The sequence below is a fragment of the Streptomyces panaciradicis genome (assembly GCF_023516615.1).
GTDB classification, from domain to species: domain Bacteria; phylum Actinomycetota; class Actinomycetes; order Streptomycetales; family Streptomycetaceae; genus Streptomyces; species Streptomyces panaciradicis.
Map to the genome: position 1 here is coordinate 59383 of NZ_JAMGBF010000036.1, position 22428 is coordinate 81810.

Here is a 22428-nt window from a genome sequence, read left to right on the forward strand (position 1 = left end):
TTGTTCATGAGAGGACCGATTTTCATGGCCGATGCCTCCACCGGCAAGGTGACCTTCGTCGGTGCCGGCCCCGGCGCCGCCGACCTGCTGACGTTCCGTGCCGCGCGCGCCATCGCCGAGGCCGACGTCGTGATCTGGGCGGCGAGCCTGGTGCAGGCGGAGGTCCTCGAGCACGCGCGCGAGGGCGCGGAGATCCTCGACTCGGCGACCATGTCCCTGGAGGACGTCGTCGCCGTCTACGAGCGGGCGCGGGCCGAAGGGCTGCGCGTGGCCCGTATCCACTCCGGCGACCCGGCCCTGTGGGGCGGCACCCAGGAGCAGCTCGACCGGTGCGCCGCGATCGGCATCGCCACCGAGGTCGTTCCCGGTGTCTCGGCGTTCTCCGCCGTCGCCGCCCTCGCGCAGCGGGAGCTGACCATCCCCGAGGTGGCGCAGTCGGTGATCCTCACCCGGCTCGGCGGCGGCAAGACGCCGATGCCGCCCGGCGAGGAGGTCCGGGAGTTCGCCCGGCACGGCACCACCATGGCGCTGTTCCTGTCGGCCGCCCGCAGCGGGCAGCTGGTGCGGGAGCTGCTGGAGGGCGGCTACCCGACGTCCACACCGGTCGTGGTCGCCTACCAGGCGACCTGGCCGGAGGAGCTGCTGGTGCGCTGCACCATCGGCACCCTGGAGGAGACGGTCAAGGAGCACAAGCTCTGGAAGCACACCCTGTTCCTGGTCGGCCCGGCGCTGGACGCCGAGGGCACCCGCTCCCACCTGTACCACCCCGGTCACTTCCACGGCTTCCGCAAGGCCGACCCGGAGGCCCGCCGGGCCCTGCGCGAGCGCGGGGCGAGTACGTGAGCGGCCCGATCACGGTCGTCGGCACGGGGACGGGGGCGCCGGTTCCCGCCGAGGTGCTGGCCGGCGCCCGGCTGGTCGTCGGCGGGCGGCGCCATCTGGCCGCCGCCCCGGTGCCGCCGGACGCCGAGCAGGTCGTCCTCGGCGCCCTGGCGCCCGCCCTGGACACCGTCGAGCGGCATCTGGAGAAGGGGGCCCGGGTGGTCGTGCTGGCCTCCGGCGACCCCGGGTTCTTCGGGATCGTGCGGGTGCTGGCCGAGCGGTTCGGATCCGGGCGGCTGGACGTGCGGCCCGGGGTGTCGTCCGTCGCCGCCGCGTTCGCGCGGGCCGGGCTGACGTGGGACGACGCGGTGGTCGTCAGTGCGCACGGCCGGGCGCTGCGTACGGCGGTGAACGTGTGCCGGGCGCGGCCGAAGGTGGCGGTGCTGACCGGTCCGGGCGGCGGGCCCGCCGAGCTGGGGGCCGCGCTGCGCGGCACCGGCCGGGTCCTGGTCGTCGCCTCGGCGCTCGGTTCCGGGGCCGAGCGGGTGGAGCGGGTGACGCCCGCCGAGGCCGCGGACCGCGACTGGGGACCGGACGTCAGCGTGGTGCTGTGCCTCGACGAGGCGCGCCCGACGGGCGAGGTGCGGACGGTCGCCGGCGCGCCGGCCGGGCCCGCCTCCTGGGCCCTGGCCGAGGACGCGTTCGCGCACCGGGACTCGATGATCACCAAGTTCGAGGTACGGGCCCTGGCGCTCGCCCGGCTCGGGCCGCGCCTCGGCGACCTGGTGTGGGACGTCGGCGCGGGCTCCGGCTCGGTGGCGGTCGAGTGCGCCCGGTTCGGGGCCGCCGTCACCGCGGTGGAGAAGACGCCGGACGGCGTGGAGCGGATCCGGGCCAACGCCGCCGCCCACGGCGTGGACGTCCAGGTCGTGCACGGCACGGCGCCGGACGCCCTGTCCGCACTCGACGCCCCGGACGCCGTGTTCGTCGGGGGTGGCGGAGCCGACCTGCCCGCCGTCGTCGCCGCCTGTGCCCGGCGCGCCCGGCGGACGGTCGTGGTCGCCATGGCCGCGCTGGACCGCGTACCGGCCGCGCGCGCGGCGCTGACCGGCGCCGGGTTCGCCTGCGACGGCGTGCTGCTGCAGTCGTCGCGGCTCGCCCCGTTGCCGGGGGATGTCACCCGGCTCGCGGCGACCAACCCCGTGTTTCTGCTGTGGGGGTCCAGAACCCCCGTGTCTGACGAAGGAGTTGCCCAGTGATCGGCCTCATTTCCGCCACCGCGGCGGGGGCGGCGGCACGCGACCGGCTGGCCGCTGCCTGGCCGGACCGCACGCGCGTGTACGAGGGTCCCGTCGGGGACGCCGTACGGGCCGCGTTCGCGGAGTGCGAGCAGCTCGTGTGCTTCCTGGCCACCGGAGCGGTCGTCCGGCTGATCGCACCGCTGCTGGGCGACAAGAGCGCCGACCCCGGTGTGGTGTGCGTCGACGAGGGCGGCCGGTTCGCCGTCTCGCTGGTCGGCGGCCACGGCGGCGGCGCCAACGAACTCGCCCGCGAGGTCGGCGAGTTGCTGGGAGCCGAGCCCGTGATCACCACGGCGACGGACTCCGTCGGGCTGGCCGGCCTGGACACGCTCGGGCTGCCGGTCGAGGGAGCCGTCGCGGCCGTGTCGCGGGCCCTGCTCGACGGCGAACCCGTCGCCCTGGACGCCGAGTTGCGCTGGCCGCTGCCCGCCCTGCCGGTCGCGGCGCGGGGCGCGTACACGATCCGGCTGACCGACCGGGCCGTCGAGCCCGGCGAGCGCGAGGTCGTCCTGCGGCCGCCCTCTCTCGTCGTCGGCGTCGGCGCCTCCAAGGGCGCGCCGGTCGAGGAGGTCCTGGAGCTCGTGGAGGGCGCGCTGCGGGACGCGGGCCTCTCCCCCGCCTCGCTCGCCGAACTGGCCACCGTCGACGCCAAGGCCGACGAGCCGGGGATCGTGCGGGCGACCGAGCGGCTGGGCGTGCCCCTGGTGACGTACCCGGCCGAGGAGCTGGCGGCGGTCGACGTGCCCAACCCCTCCGAGGCGCCCCTCGCCGCGGTCGGCACGCCGTCGGTCGCCGAGGCGGCGGCCCTCGTGGGCGGAGGCGAACTCCTCGTCCCCAAGCGGAAGTCCGCGGCGAGCCCCGCCATGGCGACCTGCGCGGTCGTACGGCGGCCCGCGCGCGGCCGGCTCGCGGTGGTGGGGCTCGGCCCCGGCGCCCGCGACCTGCTCACCCCGCGCGCCGAGGCCGAGCTGCGGCGCGCCTCCGTGCTCGTCGGGCTCGACCAGTACGTCGACCAGATCCGCGACCTGCTGCGGCCCGGCACCCGGGTCCTGGAGTCGGGGCTGGGCGCGGAGGAGGAGCGGGCCCGCACCGCGGTCGCCGAGGCCCGCAAGGGGCAGGCCGTCGCACTGATCGGCAGCGGCGACGCGGGCGTGTACGCCATGGCCTCGCCCGCGCTGGCCGAGGCGTCGGACGACATCGACGTGGTCGGCGTGCCCGGCGTCACCGCCGCGCTCGCCGCCGGGGCGCTCCTCGGGGCACCCCTCGGCCACGACCACGTGTCCATCAGCCTCTCCGACCTGCACACCCCCTGGGAGGTCATCGAGCGGCGGGTGCGCGCGGCGGCCGAGGCGGACCTCGTGGTCACCTTCTACAACCCCCGTTCCCGCGGCCGGGACTGGCAGCTGCCGAAGGCGCTGGCGATCCTCGCCGGGCACCGCGAGCCGGCGACGCCGGTCGGTGTCGTACGCAACGCCTCCCGCCCCGACGAGTCCGCCCGGGTGACGACGCTCGCCGAGCTCGACCCGGCGACGGTCGACATGATGACGGTCGTGACCGTGGGCAACACGGCGACCCGCGAGATCGCGGGACGCATGGTGACGCCGCGCGGCTACCGCTGGCAGGAGGAGCCGAAGTGAACCGTGTGATCCACCCGATCGAGGTGGAGTCCTACCGGCGGATGCGGGCCCGCCTGGACACCTCGCACCTCCCGCCGCTGACCCGGGCCGTGGTCGAGCGCGTCGTCCACTCGGCCGCCGACCTCGACTACGCCGGCGATCTCGTCATGGACGAGGGCGAGTTGGCGAAGGCGCACGCGGCGCTGCACGCCGGCGCTCCGGTGGTCGTCGACGTCGAGATGGTGGCGGCCGGGATCACCCGGCGCGAGACCGTGTGCCGGCTGAAGGACGCGGTCGCCGGGCCGGGGCTGACCCGCTCGGCGCACGCGGTCCGGCTCGCCCACGAGCAGGTCGGCCCGGGCGCGATCTGGGTGATCGGCAACGCGCCGACCGCGCTGGAGGAACTGCTGACACTGGACGCCGACCCGGCGCTCGTCATCGGACTGCCCGTCGGCTTCGTCGGCGCGGTCGAGTCCAAGGCCGCGCTGCGCGCGAGCGGGCTGCCCGCCGTGAGCAACGTGTCCGAGAAGGGCGGTTCGGCGGTCGCCTCCGCCGCGCTCAACGCCCTGCTGTACCACCCCACTTCACCGTCCGAGGAGACATCGTGACCACCCCGCCGCCCGCCCTGCTCATCGCCGGCCACGGCACCCGGGACGAGGCCGGGGCCGAGGCGTTCCGCGACTTCGTGCGGGAGCTCGGCCGCCGCCACCCCGAACTGCCCGTCGCCGGCGGCTTCATCGAGCTGTCGCCGCCGCCGCTGGGCGACGCGGTCGCCGACCTGGTGGAGCGCGGTGTGCGCCGGTTCGCCGCCGTCCCGCTGATGCTGGTGTCCGCCGGGCACGCCAAGGGGGACATCCCGGCGGCGCTGTCCCGCGAGAAGGAACGGCACCCGGGGATCTCGTACACCTACGGCCGCCCCCTGGGCCCGCACCCGGCGCTGCTGGCGGTCCTGGAGCGGCGGCTGGACGAGGCGCTGGGCGGTCCGAGCAGCCCCGAGGAGCGGGCGGACGTCACCGTGCTGCTGGTCGGGCGCGGCTCCACCGACCCCGACGCCAACGCCGAGGTGCACAAGGCGGCCCGGCTGCTGTGGGAGGGCCGCGGCTACGCGGGTGTGGAGACGGCGTTCGTGTCGCTGGCGGCGCCGGACGTGCCCAGCGGCCTCGACCGGTGCCTGAAGCTCGGGGCGCGACGGATCGTCGTGCTGCCCTACTTCCTGTTCACCGGCATCCTGCCGGACCGGGTGAAGGAGCAGACCGGGGCCTGGGCGGCCGCGCACCCGGAGACGGAGGTGCTCTCGGCCGAGGTCATCGGCCCGGAGCCGGAGCTCCTCGACCTCGTCATGGAGCGGTACCGGGAGGCCGTGCGGGGCGATCTGCGCATGAACTGCGACTCGTGCGTGTACCGCATCGCACTGCCCGGCTTCGAGGACAAGGTCGGGCAGCCGCAGCAGCCGCACTTCCACCCGGACGACGACGGCCACCATCACCACCACGGGCACCCTCACGGCGGACACGCCCATGCCCACTGAGGACGGCACCGGGCACGATCTGCGGCACCACGGCGACGCCGAGGTGCGCGACGGCGGGGCCGCGCTGGTCGACCTCGCCGTCAACGTCCGCGCGGACACGCCCCCGGCCTGGCTGCGGGAGCGGATCGCCGGGTCGCTGGACTCGCTCGCGGCCTACCCCGACGGGCGGGCCGCCCGGGCGGCGGTGGCGGCCCGGCACGGGCTGCCGGTGGAGCGGGTGCTGCTCACCGCGGGCGCCGCGGAGGCGTTCGTGCTGCTGGCGCGCGCCCTGAAGGTGCGCCGGCCCGTCGTGGTGCACCCGCAGTTCACCGAGCCGGAGGCGGCGCTGCGGGACGCCGGGCACACGGTGGACCGGGTGCTGCTGCGCGAGGAGGACGGCTTCCGGCTCGATCCGGCCGCCGTCCCCGAGGACGCCGACCTGGTCGTGATCGGCAACCCGACCAACCCCACGTCGGTCCTCCACCCGGCCGCCTCCGTCGCCGCGCTCGCCCGCCCCGGGCGGACGCTGGTGGTGGACGAGGCGTTCATGGACGCGGTGCCGGGCGAGCGGGAGGCGCTGGCCGGCCGGACGGACGTGCCCGGCCTCGTCGTCCTGCGCAGCCTCACCAAGACCTGGGGTCTGGCCGGGCTGCGGATCGGGTACGTCCTCGCCGCCCCGGAGACGATCGCCGACCTGGAGCGGGCGCAGCCGCTGTGGCCGGTCTCCACCCCCGCGCTTGCCGCCGCCGAGGTCTGTGTGGGCTCGCAGGCCCTCGCGGAGGCCGCCCACGCGGCCCACCGGATCGCCGCCGACCGGGCTCATCTCGTCGCGGGACTGCGCGAGTTCGCCGCGGACGGGCTGCGGGTGGCGGAGCCCGCCGAGGGCCCCTTCGTCCTCGTCCGGCTGCCGAGGGCGCGGGCCGTCCGCGGCCACCTGCGCGACCTGGGCTTCGCCGTACGACGGGGCGACACCTTCCCGGGACTCGACGAGGAGTGGCTGCGCCTGGCGGTACGCGACCGGACCACGGTCAACTCCTTCCTCCAGGCCCTGGACCGCGCGATGACGCTGGCCGCTTCCTGAGCCCCGGGCACGGCGGGCGCGCCGCATCGGCCGACTGTGGCGAGGAACGTCCGCGGCCTGCGAGTTCGGGACCGGGCCCCGGTGCCGGTGAGGCCGACCGCCTGCATGGTCCCGGAGGGCGGTCGGCCGACCAGTGAGCCCCACGGGGAACCGCCGAGATCAGCGACGGCGGCCCTTTCCCCGTGGGCCCGTTGAGGGACGGAGGCGGGTCAGCTCCTGCCGCGGCGGGCCAGTGCCAGCGCGCCGCCGCCCGCCAGGACCAGGGCGAGCGCCCCTCCGGCGACGTACGGCGTCATGGAACTGCCGCCGGTCTCCGCGAGGTTGGCCTCCTTGCCGGGCGCGCCCTGCGGCTCGACGTCGCCGGAGGGTGCCGTGCTCGGTTGCGCGGCCGCCGCGGCGGGGGCCTCGCAGGTCGCCTTCGCCAGGGTGAGAGTGCCCTCGACCTCGGCCACGTTGAGCTTCAACGGGTTGACGGAGACCTTCAGTTCCAGGGCGGTGGCCGCGGCCGTGCGCGAGGTGGTCTCCCTCCTGGACAGGTCCAGGCGCACCTCGCCGATGCCGGGTACCTTGACGTCGGTAGTACCGCCGGTGGTGACGGTGACCTTCTTACCGAGGACGGTGACCCCGCCGAGCAGGTTGGACTCGGCGACCGGGGCCTTGCCGGCCGCGCAGGTCGCCTTCGAGGTGACCTGACCGATCTCGACGAGGGACAGCAGGGGCAGCCCGGGGACGTGCAGCCTGGCGTGGGCGAGGTGGGTGTAGCCCTCGGCCTTCGCCGGGGTGACGGTCGCCTTCGCGGTCGCCACCTCGGCGGCCAGGACGCTGAACGGCTTGCCGCCGTTCACGCCGTCCAGGGTCGCGGTGAGCGCGGTCTTCTCGGCGCTCTGCGGCGCCTGGACCTCGTTGAGCGAGACCGCGAGGGGGACGTTCACGGTCTTGTTGAGCAGGGACACGTCGAGCCCGGTGCGCAGGACGACGGCGCTCGCGCGCCCCTGGTCGCCGGTGGCGTGCGCGGTGCCCGCGGCGGCGAGGGCCGTGGGACCGGCGGCCAGGGCCGTCGCCGTCGCGACGGTGGCGAGACGGCGTGCGGGCATGCGGAATTTCTTGCCGTTCAAGGTGGGGACCCCTCAGAGAGACTTGCTCGGGACCCGCCAAGAATTACGCACTACGGGTGAACTGGCGGCCGTCCGCCGCCAGTTCACCCCATCGTGCATTCGACGTGAATGTTTTCGAATCACCGGGCACAGGCGTTGCACGCGTCAGCCGACGACCCGCCCGTTCAGCACGATCCGCCGCGGGGCCGCCAGGACCCGTACGTCGGCCCGCGGATCGTCCTCGTACACGACGAGGTCCGCCGCCGCGCCCTCCTCCAGCCCCGGCCGGCCGAGCCACTTCCGCGCCCCCCAGGTGGTGGCCGACAGGGCCTCGACGGCGGGGATGCCCGCGGTGACCAGCTCGGCGACCTCGCCCGCCACCAGACCGTGGGCGAGGTGGCCGCCCGCGTCGGTGCCGACGAACACCGGGATACCGGCGTCGTGGGCGGCGCGCACGGTGTCGTAGCGGCGCTCGTGCAGCCGGCGCATGTGCGCGGCCCACTCGGGGTACTTGCGCTCACCGCCGGCCGCGAGCTCGGGGAACGTGGCGATGTTGACGAGGGTGGGCACGATGGCGACGCCGCGCTCGGCGAAGAGCGGGATCAGGTCGTCGGTCAGTCCGGTGGCGTGCTCGATGCAGTCGATGCCGGCCTCGACCAGGTCCTTCAGGGAGTTCTCGGCGAAGCAGTGCGCGGTGACGCGGGCGCCGAGCCGGTGGGCCTCGGCGATCGCGGCCTCGACGGCGTCCCGCGGCCAGCTGGGCGCCAGGTCGCCGAGGCCGCGGTCGATCCAGTCGCCGACCAGCTTGACCCAGCCGTCGCCGCGCCGGGCCTCCCGGGCGACGTACTCGACCAGGTCCTCCGGCTCGATCTCGTGGGCGTAGCCGCGCATGTAGCGGCCGGTGCGGGCGATGTGCCGGCCGGCCCGGACGATCTTCGGCAGGTCCTCGCGGTCGTCGACCCAGCGGGTGTCCGAGGGGGAGCCGGCGTCGCGGATGAGCAGGGTGCCCGCGTCCCGGTCGGTCAGGGCCTGCTTCTCGGCCACGCCCTCGGGCACCGGGCCGTGCGGGCCGAGCCCGACATGGCAGTGGGCGTCGACGAGCCCGGGCAGGGCCCAGCCCTCGACGGTCCTCACGTCGCGGGCGCCCGCGGGACGGTCGTAGGAGATCCGGCCGTCGATCACCCACAGTTCGTCCCGGACGTCCTCGGCCCCGGCCAGGATCCGGCCCTTCACGTGCAGCACCGCGTGTTCGCTCATGCCCCGCACCTTAGGCGGTGGCCGTCACCGCTCCCAGGGCGGCGGCCCCACGAAGGCCAGGGTGTACACGTCGAACAGGACGGCGGCCTCGACGCCGAGCGCGGGGCCGCCCTGGCGGGCCAGCCAGGTCAGGAAGGGCCGCGGCTCGAAGGCCGCCGCGCCGAGGCCCTTGGTGTACTCGGCGTGGGCGGCCAGGGAGGCGATGCCCCGCTCCAGCGGCTCACCGGAGACGTCCACGCCGTGGGTGGGGCGCTCGGCGCCGGCGAAGCACACGCAGCGGACACCGCCCCAGGGTTCGAGGCCCTCGTCGGCGAGTTCGGGGAAGATCCACCGGTTGCCCGCGTCCCGGGCCGCGTCGAGCGCGGCGAGGCCCACCGCGCGGTGGTCGGCCTGGTTGACCATGCCGCCGATCATGCGCACGGTACGGGCGCCGGTGACCAGCACCTCGGGCCGGTGCCGGCGGATCGAGCGGACGATGTCGCGGCGCAGGGCGGGGCCGTACTCGACGGTCCCGTCCCGGTGGTCGAGGAACTCGACCGTCTCCACGCCCACCTCGCGGGCCCCGGCCCGCTCCTCCGCCTCACGCAGCGGCCCCGCCTCGTCGGGGTGGAGTCCGTCGATGCCCGCCTCGCCTCGGGTGGCCAGCAGGTACGTCACCCGCTTGCCGTGCGCGGTCCAGCGGGCCACGGCCGACGCGGTGCCGTACTCGATGTCGTCCGGGTGGGCGGCCACGGCCAGGCAGCGCTCCCAGTCCTCCGGCAGGGCGGGCAGGGGCGTGCCGGGGCCGAGGCCGGCCGGCTCGTCGTGAGTCGTCATGGCCCGAATGATGGCGGTTCCGGCCGTGTGGGCGACAGAGGAATGTATGTCCCCGTTTCGTACGCCCGTGTCAGCCGCTGCCGCCCACCTGGTCCGAGGTCTCCTCCTCGACCTGCGCCATCGCGGGATCGAGCAGCCGGGCGAGGAAGTGCCGGGTGCGCTCGTGGCGCGGGGCGCCGATGACCTGTTCGGGGCTGCCGTCCTCGACGATCACCCCGCCGTCCATGAAGACGACCCGGTCGGCGACCTCGCGGGCGAACGTCATCTCGTGGGTGACGACCATCATGGTCATGCCCTCGTCGGCGAGCACGCGCATCACCGCGAGGACGTCGCCGACGAGTTCGGGGTCGAGAGCCGAGGTCGGCTCGTCGAAGAGCATCACCTCGGGGCCCATGGACAGCGACCGCGCGATCGCCACCCGCTGCTGCTGGCCGCCGGAGAGGGAGGCGGGATAGGCGTCCGCCTTCTCCGACAGTCCCACCCGCTCCAGGTTCTCGGCGGCGACCTTGGCTGCGGCCGCCTTGTCCCGGCGCAGCACCCGGCGCTGGGGCAGCGTGAGGTTCTCGGTGACCGTCAGGTGCGGGAAGAGGTTGAACTGCTGGAAGACCATGCCGATACGGCGGCGTACGGCGTCGATGTCGACGTCCGGGTCGGTGAGTTCGGTGCCGCCGACGAAGACCTGCCCCTTCGTCGGCTCCTCCAGGAGGTTCACGCACCGCAGCAGCGTCGACTTGCCGGAGCCGGAGGGGCCGATGACGCACACGACCTCGCCCTGGCGGATCTCCAGGTCGATGCCGCGCAGCACCTCGTTGTCGCCGAAGGACTTGCGCAGGCCGCGGACCTCGATCTCCGGGCCGGCCGGGGCGGGCTGCTCGCTCATTTGACGGCCTCCTGGGCCTTCGCCTCCATGCGGCGCACGACGAAGCCGAGCGGGATGGTCACCAGCAGGTAGCACAGGCCGGCGACGAGGATGGGCGTGGAGTTGGCGGTCGTACTGGCCAGGTCGCGGCCGTACTTGGACAGTTCGCGCTCCTCCAGGGTGACGCCGAGGAAGAGGACCAGCGAGGAGTCCTTGAAGAGCAGGACGAGTTCGTTGGTCAGCGGCGGGAGGATGATGCGGAACGCCTGCGGGACGATGATCGAGGTCATCGCGCGGGCGGGCGAGAAGCCCAGCGAACGGGCCGCCTCCATCTGCCCCTTGGGCACCGCCTGGATGCCGGCGCGGATGGTCTCGGCCATGTAGGCGGCGGCGACCAGGCCGAGCGCCAGGGCCACCTTGCCGTAGGTGCCGCCGACGATCTCCGTGCCCGGGAAGGCGAGGGGGACGGCGACCCCGATGAAGATGAAGATCAGCAGGGCCGGCAGGCCGCGGAAGATCTCGATGTAGACGCCGGCGAGCCAGCGGTACGGCCCGACCGACGACAGCCGCATCAGGGCGATGACCATGCCCAGCGCCAGCCCCACGACGAAGCCGGACAGCGTGTACAGCACGGTGTTCTTCAGCGCCAGGGTGATGACGTCCGGGAACATCTGCTTGGCGATGCTGCCCTGCGCGAACTGGTTCTTCAGCCGCCCCCAGTCCGCCGAGACCGCGAAGGCGATCACGGCGGCGACGAAGACGACGTACTGCACTCCCCTCGACAGGCTGCGCTTCCGACGCCGGGTCAGCCCCTTCTTCTTCGGCTGGAGTCGTACGTCGGTGGCGGTCATGAGGCGGACGGGGAGGCCGCGGCGGCGTCGTAGGGACCGATCCACTTCTCGTACAGCTTCTTGTACGTGCCGTCGGCCTTGGCGTTCTTGATCGCCTTGTTGACGGCGGCGAGCAGCTTGGTGTTGCCCTTCTTCACCGTGAAGCCGTACTGCTCACCGGTGTTGATCTGGCCGGCGAGCTTGAAGGCGTCCGCGTTGGCCTTGTCCTTCAGCCAGCCCTGGACGACGGGGTAGTCGATGACGACGGCCTTGACCTGGCCGGCGCGCAGACCGTTGAGGACGGCGTCGGAGGACTCGAAGGAGACCGGGTCGAAGCCCTGCTTCTTGGCGTAGTCCTCGCCCGTGGTCTGCGCCTGGGCGCCGAGCTTGACCTTCTTCGCCTTCGCGTCGGCGAGCGAGGTGATGCCGCTGTTCTTGCCGACGAGCAGGGCCTGGGTGGCGTCGAAGTACGGGTCGGAGAAGTCGACGTTCTTCTTGCGCTCGGCGGTGATGGTCATGCCGGCCGCGGCCAGGTCGCACTGGCCGGAGTTGAGGAAGGCGCCGGTCTTGAAGTTCTCGAAGGGCGTGTCGAGGATCTGCTGCTTGACGCCGAGGTCCTTGGCGACGAGGTCGATCATCGACACGTCGAAGCCCTGCACCTTGCCGTCGATCTCCGACTGGAACGGCGGGTAGGGCAGATGGGTGCAGGTGGTGAGCTGACCGGCCTTGACGAGCTGGACCCCGCCGGCGGCGGTCTTGGTGCCGCTGCCGCCGCTGCCGCTGGAGGTGCAGGCGGCCACGAGCACCAGCCCGGCCGTGGCGGTGGTGGCGGCCAGGACGCGGGTCCGGCGGCCGGAGAACGTTGTCACGGGGTGGCCTCCTGTGTGGGAACTGTGGGTTCCGATTATAAGGAGAAGTTTGGGTCTCTCAAATCAAACCGATGGTGACGAGGCCGCCCGGCCTAAGAAGTCGCAAGCGCGGGGAGGCGACAGGAGGGTCATCAGGGGCGGATACCCTCGACTGAGCCGACCACTCGTGAACGAGGAGAGCACCGCCGTGACCCACCCCTTCCTCGATCTGCCCCCGCTGAGCGCCGCGCGGTTCGCCTCCGTCGAGGACCGGGTGGCCCGGCTGCTCGGCACCGAGCAGGACGTCGTGATCATGCAGGGCGAGGCGCTGCTGCCGCTGGAGGGGGCGATCCGCGGGACGGCGGGCCCCGGATCCACCGCCCTGAACGTGATCACGGGGCCGTACGGGCAGACGTTCGGGAACTGGCTGCGGGACTGCGGGGCGACGGTGATCGACCTGGCGGTGCCCTTCCACACGGCGGTGAGCGCGGAACAGGTCCGGAAGGCCTTCGCCGAGCACCCGGAGATCGACTTCGTCTCCCTGGTCCACGCCGAGGCGGCGACCGGCAACACCAACCCGGTCGCCGAGATCGGCGAGGTGGTACGGGAGCGGGGCGCGCTGTTCTACGTCGACGCGGTCGCCTCCGTCGGGGCCGAGCCGGTGCTGGTGGACGCGTGGGGCGTGGACCTGTGCGTGATCGGCGCGCAGAAGGCGATGGGCGGCCCGGCCGGGGTGTCGGCGGTGTCGGTGAGCGCGCGGGCGTGGGCCCGGATGACGGCGAACCCCGCGGCGCCGCGCCGCTCCTACCTCTCACTCCTCGACTGGAAGGAGCGGTGGCTCGACGGCGGCCGGAAGGTGCTGCCGCACGCTCCGGCGCAGCTGGAGATGCTCGCACTGGAGGCGTGCCTGGACCGGATCGAGGCGCAGGGGCTGGAGGCGGTGATGGGCCGCCATCGCACGGCGGCCGCGGCCACCCGGGCGGGGGCCCAGGCGCTGGGCGGAGGCCTGGAGCCGTACGTCCACGACGCCCGGGAGGCGGCGCCCGTCGCCACGACGCTTCGGACGCCGGCCGGGGTGGTGGCCTCGGGGCTGGTGGCACGGGCCCTGGCAGCGGACCCGGCCCTGCCGCTGGCGGCGGGCGGGGGCGCGCTGGCCAAGGAGATGATCCGGGTCAACCACTACGGCCCGGACGCGACGCCGGAGACCGTGCAGGGATGCCTGGCGGCGCTGGGTGCCGCACTGGCGGAGCAGGGGCTGACCGTGGACCCGGAGGGTGCGCGCCGGGCGGCGGAGAACGCCTGGCACTGACCGCGGCCGATTCGAGACGGCGTTGCCGGACCCGCGTGCCATGCTGCCCGCATGACCATCGAGACGCGCCCCGTCCTTCCCGACGGCCGCCCCGTCCCCCGGCTCACCGGCGACGAACGCCCCATGCTCGACAGCTGGCTCGACTTCCATCGCGCCACGCTGGAGCTGAAGTGCAAGGAGCTGGACGACGCCCAGGTGCGGGCCGCCGCGGCCGAGCCGTCGGCGCTCACGCTGCTCGGGCTCGTGCAGCACATGGCCGAGGTGGAGCGGAACTGGTTCCAGCGGACGGTGGCGGGGCTGGACGTACCGCCGGTGTACGGCGAGGGCAACGAGAGCGGGTACGGACTCGATCCCGCGCGGGGGCTGCGGGAGGCGCTGGACGTCTGGCGCCGGGAGATCGCCCGGGGCCGGGAGCTGTGCGCCGGGCGGCCGCTGGAGCAGACCGGGCGGCTGACCGACGGTCCGATGGCGGGCGCCGAGGTGAGCCTGCGCTGGGTGCTCATCCACATGATCGAGGAGTACGCCCGGCACAACGGGCACGCCGATATCCTGCGCGAGCGTATCGACGGAGTTACCGGCGCCTGAATTCTGCGGCATTTACTCAATACAATTCCGAGGCAGCTTCCCGTCTTCTCCTGCCCGCTCTCCCCGGCCCTAAACGCAAAGATTTCGCGAACGTCGGCGGGGGTGATTCGGGCAGATCTCGTGAGGGTTACACGGGTGTGACACGTTACACAAGCGGCCCGTTTTGTGCGGTATTTACCGGCCAAAACAGGCCCTTTCGGTCGCGACTCCGGAGTCCACTCGCGCCCGCGCGATAACATACGCACCGCCCACACGTAACCCAGATCGGCCATGCATTTTTGAATTCCTCTCGGTAAGTTCAATTTGCATGACCGCCGCACAAGCAGATTCAGCACAGTTGCAAATCGACCGTCCCTCGGTGACGGACGGCGCAGCGCTGTGGCGGATAGCGCGCGACTCGAAGGTGCTCGACCTGAACTCGTCGTACAGCTATCTGCTGTGGTGCCGCGACTTCGCCGCCACCTCGGCCGTGGCGCGCGACGAGCACGGCGAGGCCGTCGGCTTCGTCACCGGCTACGTGCGGCCCGACCGTCCGCGCACCCTGCTGATCTGGCAGGTGGCGGTGGACGAGGCCCAGCGCGGGCGGGGACTGGCGGCCGCACTGCTGGACGGGCTCGTCGCCCGGTGCACCGGCGAACACCGGATCACCGCGATCGAGACCACCATCACGCCCGGCAACACCGCCTCCGAGCGCCTGTTCACATCGTTCGCCGAGCGGCACGGCGCCGGGGTGGAGCGCGAGGTGCTGTTCGACACCGGCCTGTTCCCCGACGGTCCGCACGACCCGGAAGTCCTGTACCGCATCGGCCCGCTCTCCCACTGACGCCGGCCACCCCTCACTCCCTCACTCGCAGCTGACGACCCCACGCACTCCCCCACGCAACGAGGAGCGATTCGTCGTGACCATCACCCAGCCCGACCTCAGCGTCTTCGAGACCCTCGAGTCCGAGGTGCGCAGCTACTGCCGCGGCTGGCCCACCGTCTTCGACCGTGCGCACGGCAGCCGTATGTACGACGAGGACGGCCACGAGTACCTGGACTTCTTCGCCGGCGCCGGCTCGCTCAACTACGGCCACAACAACCCGGTCCTGAAACGGGCGTTGATCGACTACCTGGAGCGGGACGGCGTCACGCACGGGCTCGACATGTCGACCACCGCCAAGCGGTCCTTCCTGCAGACCTTCCAGGACCTGGTGCTGCGCCCGCGGGACCTGCCGTACAAGGTCATGTTCCCCGGGCCGACGGGCACCAACGCCGTCGAGTCGGCGCTGAAGCTCGCCCGCAAGGTCAAGGGCCGCGAGGCCATCGTGTCCTTCACGAACGCCTTCCACGGCATGTCGCTCGGCTCCCTCGCCGTCACCGGCAACGCCTTCAAGCGGGCCGGCGCCGGCATCCCGCTGGTCCACGGCACGCCGATGCCCTTCGACAACTACTTCGAGGGTCAGGTCCCGGACTTCCTGTGGTTCGAGCGGCTGCTGGAGGACCAGGGCTCCGGTCTGAACAAGCCCGCCGCGGTGATCGTGGAGACCGTGCAGGGCGAGGGCGGCATCAACGTGGCACGCCCCGAGTGGCTGCGCGCGCTCGCCGACCTGTGCGAGCGGCAGGACATGCTGCTCATCGTCGACGACATCCAGATGGGCTGCGGCCGCACCGGCGCCTTCTTCTCCTTCGAGGAGGCCGGCATCACGCCCGACATCGTCACCGTCTCCAAGTCCATCAGCGGCTACGGACTGCCCATGTCGCTGTGCCTGTTCAAGCCGGAGCTGGACATCTGGGAGCCGGGCGAGCACAACGGCACCTTCCGCGGCAACAACCCGGCCTTCGTCACGGCCACCGCCGCGCTGGAGGCGTACTGGGCGGACGGCTCGGCGATGGAGAAGCAGACCCGCACGCGCGGCGAGCAGGTCGAGCGGGCGCTGGCCGCCATCGCCGAGGAGAACAGCGGCGAGGTCAAGGAGTACCGCGGCCGCGGGCTCGTGTGGGGCATGGAGTTCCACGACAAGGAGCGCGCCGGCCGGGTCGCGCGGCGCGCCTTCGAACTCGGCCTGCTCATCGAGACGTCGGGCCCGGAGAGCGAGGTCGTCAAGCTGCTGCCGGCCCTGACCGTCACGGCCGACGAGCTCGACGAGGGGCTGAGCGTCGTCGCCCGGGCGGTACGAGAGACCCGCTGAACCCCGGCCGTACGCGCGACCCACCGAGAAACCCGCCGACAAAGGAGAAGTGCAGCACAGTGATCGTCCGCTCGTTCAAGGAGATCGAAGGCACCGACCGGCATGTGAAATCCGCGTCCGGCACCTGGGAGAGCAAGCGCATCGTCCTGGCCAAGGAGAGGGTCGGATTCTCGGTGCACGAGACGATCCTCTACGCGGGCACGGAGACCCACATGTGGTACGCCAACCACATCGAGGCCGTCGTCTGCACCCAGGGCGACGCCGAGCTGACCGACCGCGAGACCGGGCAGACCTACCACATCACGCCCGGCACCATGTACCTCCTCAACGGCCACGAGCGGCACACGCTCAAGGTCAAGGAGGACTTCCACTGCATCTGTGTCTTCAACCCGCCCGTCACCGGCCGGGAGGACCATGACGAGAACGGCGTCTACCCGCTGCTCACCGAGCCCGAGGAGGTGTGAGAACCCCATGACCACCGTCACCGATCTCTACCCCACCCGCGGCACCACCGAGGTGTCGGTCCCGCGCCAGGACCCCGTCGTGTGGGGCGCCCCCGACACCCCGGGCCCGATCTCGACCGGCGATCTGCAGTCGTTCGAGCGGGACGGCTTCCTCGCCGTCGACCAGCTCATCGCCCCGGACGAAGTGGGCGTCTACCAGCGTGAGCTGGAGCGGCTCGTCACCGACCCGGAGATCCGGGCCGACGAGAGGTCGATCGTCGAGCCGAAGTCCAAGGAGATCCGCTCGGTCTTCGAGGTGCACCGGATCAGCGAGGTGTTCGCGAAGCTGGTGCGCGACGAGCGGGTCGTCGGCCGGGCCCGGCAGATCCTCGGCTCGGACGTGTACGTCCACCAGTCGCGGATCAACGTCAAGCCCGGTTTCGGGGCCAGCGGCTTCTACTGGCACTCGGACTTCGAGACCTGGCACGCCGAGGACGGCCTGCCCCACATGCGCACGGTGTCCGTCTCGATCGCGCTGACCGAGAACTACGACACCAACGGCGGGCTGATGATCATGCCCGGCTCGCACCGGACGTTCCTGGGCTGCGCCGGCGCCACCCCGAAGGACAACTACAAGAAGTCGCTGCAGATGCAGGACGCGGGCACGCCCTCGGACGAGGCGCTGACCGAGATGGCGAGCCAGTACGGCATCAGGCTGTTCACGGGCAAGGCCGGTTCGGCGACCTGGTTCGACTGCAACGCCATGCACGGCTCCGGCGACAACATCACGCCGTTCCCGCGCAGCAACGTCTTCATCGTCTTCAACAGCGTGGAGAACAAGGCGGTGGAGCCGTTCGCGGCGCCGATCCGGCGCCCCGAGTTCATCGGCGCCCGGGACTTCACCCCGGTGAAGTGACCCCCTGAAAGCACCGGGCCGGGGCCTCCTCGTGTGGGACGGGAGGCCCCGGCCCGGTCGCGTCCGTCACCCGGACAGCGCGTCCAGCAGACGGTCCACGTCCGCGGGCGTGTTGTAGAGGTGGAAGGAGGCGCGCAGATTGCCGGCCCGGTCGGACACCTCGATGCCGGCCCTGCTCAGGGCCGGCTGGCGGTCGCCGAGCCCGGGGACCGAGACGATCGCCGAGCCCGGCGCGGGCACCGCCTCGTGCCCGAGGCGCGCGAGCCCCTCGCGGAACCGGTCGGCGAGGGCCACGTCGTGCGCCTGGACGGCGGCCACGCCGAGTTCCTCGATCAGGTCGAGCGAGCGGCGCAGTCCGGCGAAGGTGAAGAGGGCCGGGGTGAGGTCGAACCGCCTGGCGGAGTGGGCGAGTTCGGCGACCGGGCCGTAGCAGCTGTCCCACGGCCGCTCGCCCGCGACCCAGCCGGCGAGCACCGGGGTGAGCCCGCCGAAGTCCTCCGGCACCACGAGGAAGGCCGCGCCGTGCGGGCCGAGCAGCCACTTGAAGGAGACCGTGGCGCTGAAGTCGTAGGCGTCGGCGTCCACCGGCAGCCAGCCGGCGGCCTGCGAGAAGTCGACGTAGGTGCGCGCCCCGTGGGCGCGGGCGGCCTCGCGCAGGGCGGGCAGGTCGGCGACGCGCCCGTCCGCGGACTGCGCGGCGCTGACGGCGACCAGTGCGGTGCCGGGGCGGACCGCCTCGGCGATCCCCTCCAGCGGCACCGCACGGACCTTGAGGTCGCCGCGGACGTGGAAGGGGTTGAGGACCGAGGTGAAGTCGTCCTCGGCGGTGAGGACTTCGGCGCCGGACGGCAGCGAGGCGGCGATCACCGCGGTGTGCGCTGCGACGGAGGCGCCCGCCGCCACCCGGGTGGCGGGAACACCCGCGAGCCGGGCGTACCCGGCCCGGCAGGCCTCCACGTCCTCGTGCAGCGGGGTCAGCGGACGGCCCTGGGCCCGCAGCAGCGCCGCCTGGTGCAGGGCGGTCACCGTGCGGGCGGGCAGCAGGCCGTTGCTCGCGGTGTTGAGGTAGGTGCTCTCCGGGGCGAACTCGGCGCGGACGAGGCTCTCGAAGGTCTCCATGAGTCCACTCTGGGCCCCGGGGAACCCATAGTCCATTGCCGTTTTCTGCGTGGTTTCCCTAAGCAGGACTTATGAATGCGCCCCGACCTGCGTGTTCAGCTCTGCGGCACCGCGCATCCGTCGGGACCGCAGGCGTCCGCGTCGCCCTGGTCGAGGAGCTGCAGCGGGGAGCGCTCGCCCCAGGCCTGGGTCAGCGCCTGGGTGAAGACCTCGGCGGGCTGGGCGCCGGAGACGCCGTACGTGCGGTCGAGAACGAAGAAGGGGACGCCGTTGGCGCCCAGCTCGGCGGCCTCGCGCTCGTCGGCGCGGACGTCGTCGGCGTAGGCGGTGGGGTCGGCGAGGACCTTGCGGGCGTCCTCCGCGTCCAGCCCGGCGGCGACGGCGAGCTCGACCAGCCGCTCGTCGCCCTCGGAGAACACGGAGCGCTCCTCGGCGAAGTTCGCCCGGTACAGGACCTGGATCAGCTCGTCCTGCCGGCCCCGCTCCTTGGCGAGGTGCAGCAGGCGGTGCATGTCGAAGGTGTTGCCGTGGTCGCGGTCGCGGGTGCGGTACTCCAGGCCCTCGGCGGCGGCCTGCGCGCCCAGGTTCTCCTCGCCGGCCTGCGCCTGGGCCTCGCTCATGCCGTACTTCCTGGTGAGCATGGTGATCACGGGCTGGACGTCACCCTTGGCGCGGCCCGGGTCCAGCTCGAAGGAGCGGTGCACCACCTCGACCCGGTCGCGGTGCGGGAAGGCGGCGAGCGCCTTCTCGAAGCGCGCCTTGCCCACGTAGCACCAGGGGCACGCTATGTCCGACCAGATCTCGACCTTCATGTTCTCTCCAGCTCGTACGGGTACGGAGGCCGCCTCCGCCGAGTGGGTGAACGTTCAAGCAGCGGGGATCATTCCCCCGCCACCGCATACCGCAGGAACAGGTGGTGGTCGTCCTCGGCGGGCGGGTTCTCCGGGTCGGGGACCCAGCCCTGGCGGGCGTAGAAGGCCTGGGCACGTTGGTTGTCGACGTGGACGTCGAGGACCGCGACGCGGCGGCCGTCGGCCTGCCACTGTTCGGCGCAGGCGGTGTGCAGGGCCGTGCCGACGCCGCGGCGCCAGGCGTCCGGGTCGACGTGGAACTGGTACAGCTTGACCGTGTCCGCGTCGGCGTCCGGCGGGGTGCGGAAGGAGGCGACGGCGACGATGCGGCCCTGCTCGACGAGGCAGAGCACCTCGCCGTCCGGCCGTGTGATGGCGCCGTGCCAGGCGGCGAGCCAGTCGGTGCCGTCCTCGGGGACCCCGTCCGGGTAGTAGGTCGCCCGGGCGCGCGCGTGCAGGGCGGTGACGGCCTCGGCCTCGGCGGGCAGCACCGTGCGGATCACCCGGGCGCCCGTGACTCGGTCACTGATCATGCTGCGGAGGACGTGTCCGCGGAGGCCGCGGTTCCCAGCCGGCTGAACTGCGTGCGGTACGCGCTCGGCGTCAGGCCGGTGCGGCGGACCACATGGGCGCGCAGCGAGTCGGCGGTGCCCAGGCCGCTGGCGCGGGCCACCTGGTCCATGGGCAGGGTGGTGGTCTCCAGCAGCTCCTTGGCGCGCTCGATGCGCTGGTGGAGCAGCCACTGCAGGGGGCTGACCCCGCTCTCGGCGCGGAAGCGGCGGGTGAGGGTCCGTACCGAGACGCCCGCGTGGCGGGCCAGGTCGGTGAGGGTGAGGGGCTGGTCGAGGTGGCGCATGGCCCAGCCCCGGGTGTCGGAGCAGGCGTTGCCGCGCTCCGGGGGCAGCGGGGTGTGCGTGAACTGCGTCTGGCCGCCGGGCCGTACGGGCGCGACGAGCGCGCGCCGGGCGACCTCGTTGGCGACGGCGGCGCCGTAGTCGGTGCGGATGACGTGCAGGCACAGGTCGATGCCGGCGGCGTAGCCGGAGGAGGTGACGTACGGGCCGTCCTGGACGTAGAGGACGTCGCCCTGGAGGTCGACCTCGGGGTAGCGCCTGCGCAGTTCCTCGGCGTGCGCCCAGTACGTCGTCGCCCTGCGGCCGGCCAGCAGGCCCGCCTCGGCGAGCTGGAAGGCGCCGGTGCACAGGGAGGCGACGCGCTTGCCGTCGGCGGCGGCCTCCTTGACGGCGGCCACGATCCTCGCGTCCGGCTCGTAGGGCGCGCCGGTGCCGGCGACGACGACCGTGTCCGCCTCCCGCACGGCGTCGAGGCCGCGGCGGACGTACAGGTCGAGCCCGCCGCTGGTGGGCACCGGTCCCGGCTCGGCGGCGCAGATGATCACCTCGTAGCCGGGCCGCCCGTCCACCTCGACCTTGCCGAACAGCATCTCGGGGATGGCGAGGTTGAACATCGACACGGGCGAGGGCGCGATCACGGCGATGCGGTGCGGGGCGAGCGCCTGGGGCTGGGGCATGGCCAGAACCTCCGGTTCCCTGTCGTTCAGGCCACTACTGTACGACGCGGCAGATCCGCAGCATGGACCCATGACGACGAACCGCACCCTCAGAGGCGACGAACTCGCGCCCTCCGTGGAGGAGTTGACGGTCGAGGCCCGGAAGTCCTCGCCCGCGCTCACCCTCACCGCCGCCCTGCTCGGCTTCGCGCTGATCTGCCTCGACGCGTCCGTGGTGAACGTGGCCCTGCCCGCGATCGGCTCCTCCCTCGACGCCGGGATGTCCGGGCTGCAGTGGGTCGTCGACGCCTACACGCTGCCCTTCGCCGCGCTGATGCTGTCCACCGGGGCCTTCGCGGACCGGTCCGGGGCGAGCCGCGCGTTCGCCCTCGGCACCGGCGTCTTCACGCTCGCCTCGGTGGCCTGCGGGCTGGCGCCGGGCCTGCCGGCCCTGATCGGCGCCCGGGTGGTGCAGGGCATGGCCGCCGCGGTGGTGCTTCCGGCCTCGCTGGCGCTGGTGCGGCAGGCGTTCCCGGAACCGGCGCGGCGGGCGCGGGCGGTGGCGACCTGGGCGGCGGGCGGTTCGGCGGCGGTGGCGCTGGGGCCGGTGGCGGGCGGCCTGCTGACCACGGCGTGGGACTGGCGCGGGATCTTCTTCGTCAACCTGCCGGTGGGGGCGCTGATCCTGGCGCTGCTGGTCCGGGCCCCGCGCTCCGGGCGCCGGCCGGCCCCGCTGGACCTGCCCGGGCAGGCGACGGCGGTGGTGGCGCTCACGGCTGTCACGTTCGCGGTGATCGAGGGGGGCACGGCGGGCTGGGCGGCCCTGGCGGTGGGCCTGGTCGCGGGCGCGGTCTTCCTGCGGGTCGAGGCCCGCAGCCCGCACCCCGTCGTCCCGCTCGGCCTGTTCCGCGACCGGACGGTGGCCGTGACGGTCGCGGTGGGCGCGGCGGTGAGCGTCGCCTTCTACAGCGTGGTGTTCGTCTTCTCGCTCTTCTTCCAGCAGGTCCAGGGGCTGTCCGCGCTGCGCGCCGGGCTGGCGTTCCTGCCCATGACGGGCCTGATCGCGGTGACGAACGTCGTCGCGGGCAAGCTCGCGGGGCGGTACGGGGCGAAGCCGCCGATGCTGGTGGGCCAGGCGCTCGCCGTCGTGGGCCTGCTCCTCCTGCTGTACGTCGACGCCGGCACGTCCCCCGTCCTGACGGCCGTGCTGCTCGTGCCGCTGGCGCTGGGGTGCGCGCTGACGGTGCCGCCGCTGACGGCGGCGATGATGGACGCGGTGCCGGTGGAGCGGGCGGGGCTCGCGGCGGGCGTGCTGAACGCTGCGCGGCAGGTGGCCGGGGGGCTGGGGATCGCGGTGTTCGGGTCGCTGGTGGGGGGTGGGTTCGTGGACGGGATGCGGGTGGCGTTGCTGATCAGTGCGGGGGCGCTGGCGCTGGCCTGGGCGGGTACGGTGCGGTTGCGGTGAGTGCTGGGGGCTGTGCCCCCAGACCCCC

At 73.2% G+C, this 22428-nt stretch carries 23 protein-coding genes; 13 read left to right on the top strand and 10 right to left on the bottom strand.

What is annotated here, in order from left to right:
* Positions 1-24: 24 nt before the first annotated feature.
* Genes cobM through cobC form a run of 6 tightly spaced genes read left to right on the top strand, consistent with a single transcriptional unit; the run spans position 25 to position 6327 of the window.
* Positions 25-843, top strand: coding sequence for a precorrin-4 C(11)-methyltransferase (gene cobM, locus M8J74_RS14760; RefSeq protein ID WP_249836831.1), 819 nt, complete (start codon positions 25-27; stop codon positions 841-843).
* Complete coding sequence (gene cbiE / locus M8J74_RS14765; RefSeq protein WP_249836832.1) at positions 840-2081, top strand: precorrin-6y C5,15-methyltransferase (decarboxylating) subunit CbiE; 1242 nt, start codon at positions 840-842, stop codon at positions 2079-2081. Before cobM ends, cbiE begins: the two co-directional genes overlap by 4 nt.
* Positions 2078-3760 (top strand): precorrin-3B C(17)-methyltransferase, encoded by a 1683-nt coding sequence (gene cobJ, locus M8J74_RS14770; protein ID WP_249836833.1) that lies wholly within the window; start codon positions 2078-2080, stop codon positions 3758-3760. Before cbiE ends, cobJ begins: the two co-directional genes overlap by 4 nt.
* Positions 3757-4347 carry a precorrin-8X methylmutase gene (locus M8J74_RS14775; RefSeq protein WP_249836834.1) on the top strand — a complete coding sequence of 197 codons (591 nt, stop codon included), beginning with the start codon at positions 3757-3759 and terminating at the stop codon, positions 4345-4347. Before cobJ ends, M8J74_RS14775 begins: the two co-directional genes overlap by 4 nt.
* Positions 4344-5267: a sirohydrochlorin chelatase gene (locus M8J74_RS14780; RefSeq protein WP_249836835.1), complete on the top strand. Its 924-nt coding sequence runs from the start codon at positions 4344-4346 to the stop codon at positions 5265-5267. Before M8J74_RS14775 ends, M8J74_RS14780 begins: the two co-directional genes overlap by 4 nt.
* A complete protein-coding gene (cobC, locus tag M8J74_RS14785; protein ID WP_249836836.1) occupies positions 5257-6327 on the top strand; it encodes an Rv2231c family histidinol phosphate aminotransferase CobC in 1071 nt (356 codons plus the stop codon). Before M8J74_RS14780 ends, cobC begins: the two co-directional genes overlap by 11 nt.
* Before the next feature lie 209 nt (positions 6328-6536).
* Here the strand turns inward: cobC and M8J74_RS14790 are convergent, their stop codons facing one another.
* The 6 genes from M8J74_RS14790 to M8J74_RS14815 form a co-directional block, all read right to left on the bottom strand.
* On the bottom strand, positions 6537-7442 hold the full coding sequence (locus tag M8J74_RS14790) for an SCO1860 family LAETG-anchored protein (protein ID WP_249836837.1): 906 nt from the start codon (positions 7440-7442) through the stop codon (positions 6537-6539).
* A 144-nt stretch (positions 7443-7586) separates the two neighbouring features.
* Positions 7587-8678, bottom strand: a complete 1092-nt coding sequence (locus tag M8J74_RS14795) for an amidohydrolase family protein (protein ID WP_249836838.1) — start codon at positions 8676-8678, stop codon at positions 7587-7589.
* 24 nt (positions 8679-8702) lie between these two features.
* Positions 8703-9494, bottom strand: a complete 792-nt coding sequence (locus tag M8J74_RS14800; RefSeq protein WP_249836839.1) for a PIG-L deacetylase family protein — start codon at positions 9492-9494, stop codon at positions 8703-8705.
* Between the two features lie 70 nt (positions 9495-9564).
* Positions 9565-10374, bottom strand: coding sequence for an amino acid ABC transporter ATP-binding protein (locus M8J74_RS14805; protein ID WP_249836840.1), 810 nt, complete (start codon positions 10372-10374; stop codon positions 9565-9567).
* Complete coding sequence (locus tag M8J74_RS14810; protein ID WP_249836841.1) at positions 10371-11204, bottom strand: amino acid ABC transporter permease; 834 nt, start codon at positions 11202-11204, stop codon at positions 10371-10373. The genes M8J74_RS14805 and M8J74_RS14810 overlap by 4 nt, the downstream gene beginning before the upstream one ends.
* Positions 11201-12052, bottom strand: coding sequence for a transporter substrate-binding domain-containing protein (locus M8J74_RS14815; protein WP_249836842.1), 852 nt, complete (start codon positions 12050-12052; stop codon positions 11201-11203). Before M8J74_RS14815 ends, M8J74_RS14810 begins: the two co-directional genes overlap by 4 nt.
* 187 nt (positions 12053-12239) lie before the next feature.
* Here M8J74_RS14815 and M8J74_RS14820 point away from each other — a divergent pair, with 187 nt between their 5' ends.
* The 6 genes from M8J74_RS14820 to thpD all read left to right on the top strand — a co-directional run bounded on the left by M8J74_RS14820 (position 12240) and on the right by thpD (position 17455).
* Positions 12240-13340, top strand: coding sequence for a pyridoxal-phosphate-dependent aminotransferase family protein (locus tag M8J74_RS14820; RefSeq protein WP_249836843.1), 1101 nt, complete (start codon positions 12240-12242; stop codon positions 13338-13340).
* 51 nt (positions 13341-13391) lie between these two features.
* Positions 13392-13925 (top strand): DinB family protein, encoded by a 534-nt coding sequence (locus tag M8J74_RS14825; protein WP_249836844.1) that lies wholly within the window; start codon positions 13392-13394, stop codon positions 13923-13925.
* Positions 13926-14232: 307 nt separating this feature from the next.
* The gene (ectA, locus tag M8J74_RS14830; RefSeq protein WP_249836845.1) at positions 14233-14748 is read left to right on the top strand and encodes a diaminobutyrate acetyltransferase; all 516 of its coding nucleotides are present in this window, start codon (positions 14233-14235) and stop codon (positions 14746-14748) included.
* A 76-nt stretch (positions 14749-14824) separates the two neighbouring features.
* Positions 14825-16096 carry a diaminobutyrate--2-oxoglutarate transaminase gene (gene ectB, locus M8J74_RS14835; RefSeq protein WP_372500186.1) on the top strand — a complete coding sequence of 424 codons (1272 nt, stop codon included), beginning with the start codon at positions 14825-14827 and terminating at the stop codon, positions 16094-16096.
* A 59-nt stretch (positions 16097-16155) separates the two neighbouring features.
* Positions 16156-16560, top strand: coding sequence for an ectoine synthase (locus M8J74_RS14840; RefSeq protein ID WP_058926099.1), 405 nt, complete (start codon positions 16156-16158; stop codon positions 16558-16560).
* A gap of 7 nt (positions 16561-16567) precedes the next feature.
* Positions 16568-17455: an ectoine hydroxylase gene (gene thpD, locus M8J74_RS14845; RefSeq protein WP_249836846.1), complete on the top strand. Its 888-nt coding sequence runs from the start codon at positions 16568-16570 to the stop codon at positions 17453-17455.
* Between the two features lie 66 nt (positions 17456-17521).
* Here thpD and M8J74_RS14850 read toward each other — a convergent pair whose 3' ends face one another.
* The 4 genes from M8J74_RS14850 to M8J74_RS14865 all read right to left on the bottom strand — a co-directional run bounded on the left by M8J74_RS14850 (position 17522) and on the right by M8J74_RS14865 (position 20956).
* Positions 17522-18574 carry an aminotransferase class V-fold PLP-dependent enzyme gene (locus tag M8J74_RS14850; protein WP_249836847.1) on the bottom strand — a complete coding sequence of 351 codons (1053 nt, stop codon included), beginning with the start codon at positions 18572-18574 and terminating at the stop codon, positions 17522-17524.
* Positions 18575-18669: 95 nt separating this feature from the next.
* Positions 18670-19386, bottom strand: a complete 717-nt coding sequence (locus M8J74_RS14855) for a DsbA family oxidoreductase (protein WP_249836848.1) — start codon at positions 19384-19386, stop codon at positions 18670-18672.
* A gap of 68 nt (positions 19387-19454) precedes the next feature.
* Complete coding sequence (locus tag M8J74_RS14860; RefSeq protein WP_249836849.1) at positions 19455-19958, bottom strand: GNAT family N-acetyltransferase; 504 nt, start codon at positions 19956-19958, stop codon at positions 19455-19457.
* On the bottom strand, positions 19955-20956 hold the full coding sequence (locus M8J74_RS14865) for a GlxA family transcriptional regulator (RefSeq protein ID WP_249836850.1): 1002 nt from the start codon (positions 20954-20956) through the stop codon (positions 19955-19957). Before M8J74_RS14865 ends, M8J74_RS14860 begins: the two co-directional genes overlap by 4 nt.
* Positions 20957-21026: 70 nt before the next feature.
* Between M8J74_RS14865 and M8J74_RS14870 the strand changes: the two genes are divergently transcribed.
* Positions 21027-22400 (top strand): MFS transporter, encoded by a 1374-nt coding sequence (locus tag M8J74_RS14870; protein ID WP_249836851.1) that lies wholly within the window; start codon positions 21027-21029, stop codon positions 22398-22400.
* The last annotated feature ends 28 nt before the right edge of the window (positions 22401-22428 follow it).

What these genes read in the sequence shown, in the direction of transcription:
- cobC (WP_249836836.1), top strand. Translation starts at nt 5,257, where the DNA reads ATGCCCACTGAGGACGGCACCGGGCACGATCTGCGGCACCACGGCGAC.
- M8J74_RS14795 (WP_249836838.1), bottom strand. Translation starts at nt 8,678, where the DNA reads ATGAGCGAACACGCGGTGCTGCACGTGAAGGGCCGGATCCTGGCCGGG.
- M8J74_RS14800 (WP_249836839.1), bottom strand. Translation starts at nt 9,494, where the DNA reads ATGACGACTCACGACGAGCCGGCCGGCCTCGGCCCCGGCACGCCCCTG.
- M8J74_RS14825 (WP_249836844.1), top strand. Translation starts at nt 13,392, where the DNA reads ATGACCATCGAGACGCGCCCCGTCCTTCCCGACGGCCGCCCCGTCCCC.
- M8J74_RS14855 (WP_249836848.1), bottom strand. Translation starts at nt 19,386, where the DNA reads ATGAAGGTCGAGATCTGGTCGGACATAGCGTGCCCCTGGTGCTACGTG.
- cobM (WP_249836831.1), top strand. Translation starts at nt 25, where the DNA reads ATGGCCGATGCCTCCACCGGCAAGGTGACCTTCGTCGGTGCCGGCCCC.
- M8J74_RS14865 (WP_249836850.1), bottom strand. Translation starts at nt 20,956, where the DNA reads ATGCCCCAGCCCCAGGCGCTCGCCCCGCACCGCATCGCCGTGATCGCG.
- M8J74_RS14810 (WP_249836841.1), bottom strand. Translation starts at nt 11,204, where the DNA reads ATGACCGCCACCGACGTACGACTCCAGCCGAAGAAGAAGGGGCTGACC.
- ectA (WP_249836845.1), top strand. Translation starts at nt 14,233, where the DNA reads ATGACCGCCGCACAAGCAGATTCAGCACAGTTGCAAATCGACCGTCCC.
- M8J74_RS14860 (WP_249836849.1), bottom strand. Translation starts at nt 19,958, where the DNA reads ATGATCAGTGACCGAGTCACGGGCGCCCGGGTGATCCGCACGGTGCTG.
- M8J74_RS14870 (WP_249836851.1), top strand. Translation starts at nt 21,027, where the DNA reads ATGACGACGAACCGCACCCTCAGAGGCGACGAACTCGCGCCCTCCGTG.
- M8J74_RS14805 (WP_249836840.1), bottom strand. Translation starts at nt 10,374, where the DNA reads ATGAGCGAGCAGCCCGCCCCGGCCGGCCCGGAGATCGAGGTCCGCGGC.
- M8J74_RS14850 (WP_249836847.1), bottom strand. Translation starts at nt 18,574, where the DNA reads ATGGAGACCTTCGAGAGCCTCGTCCGCGCCGAGTTCGCCCCGGAGAGC.
- thpD (WP_249836846.1), top strand. Translation starts at nt 16,568, where the DNA reads ATGACCACCGTCACCGATCTCTACCCCACCCGCGGCACCACCGAGGTG.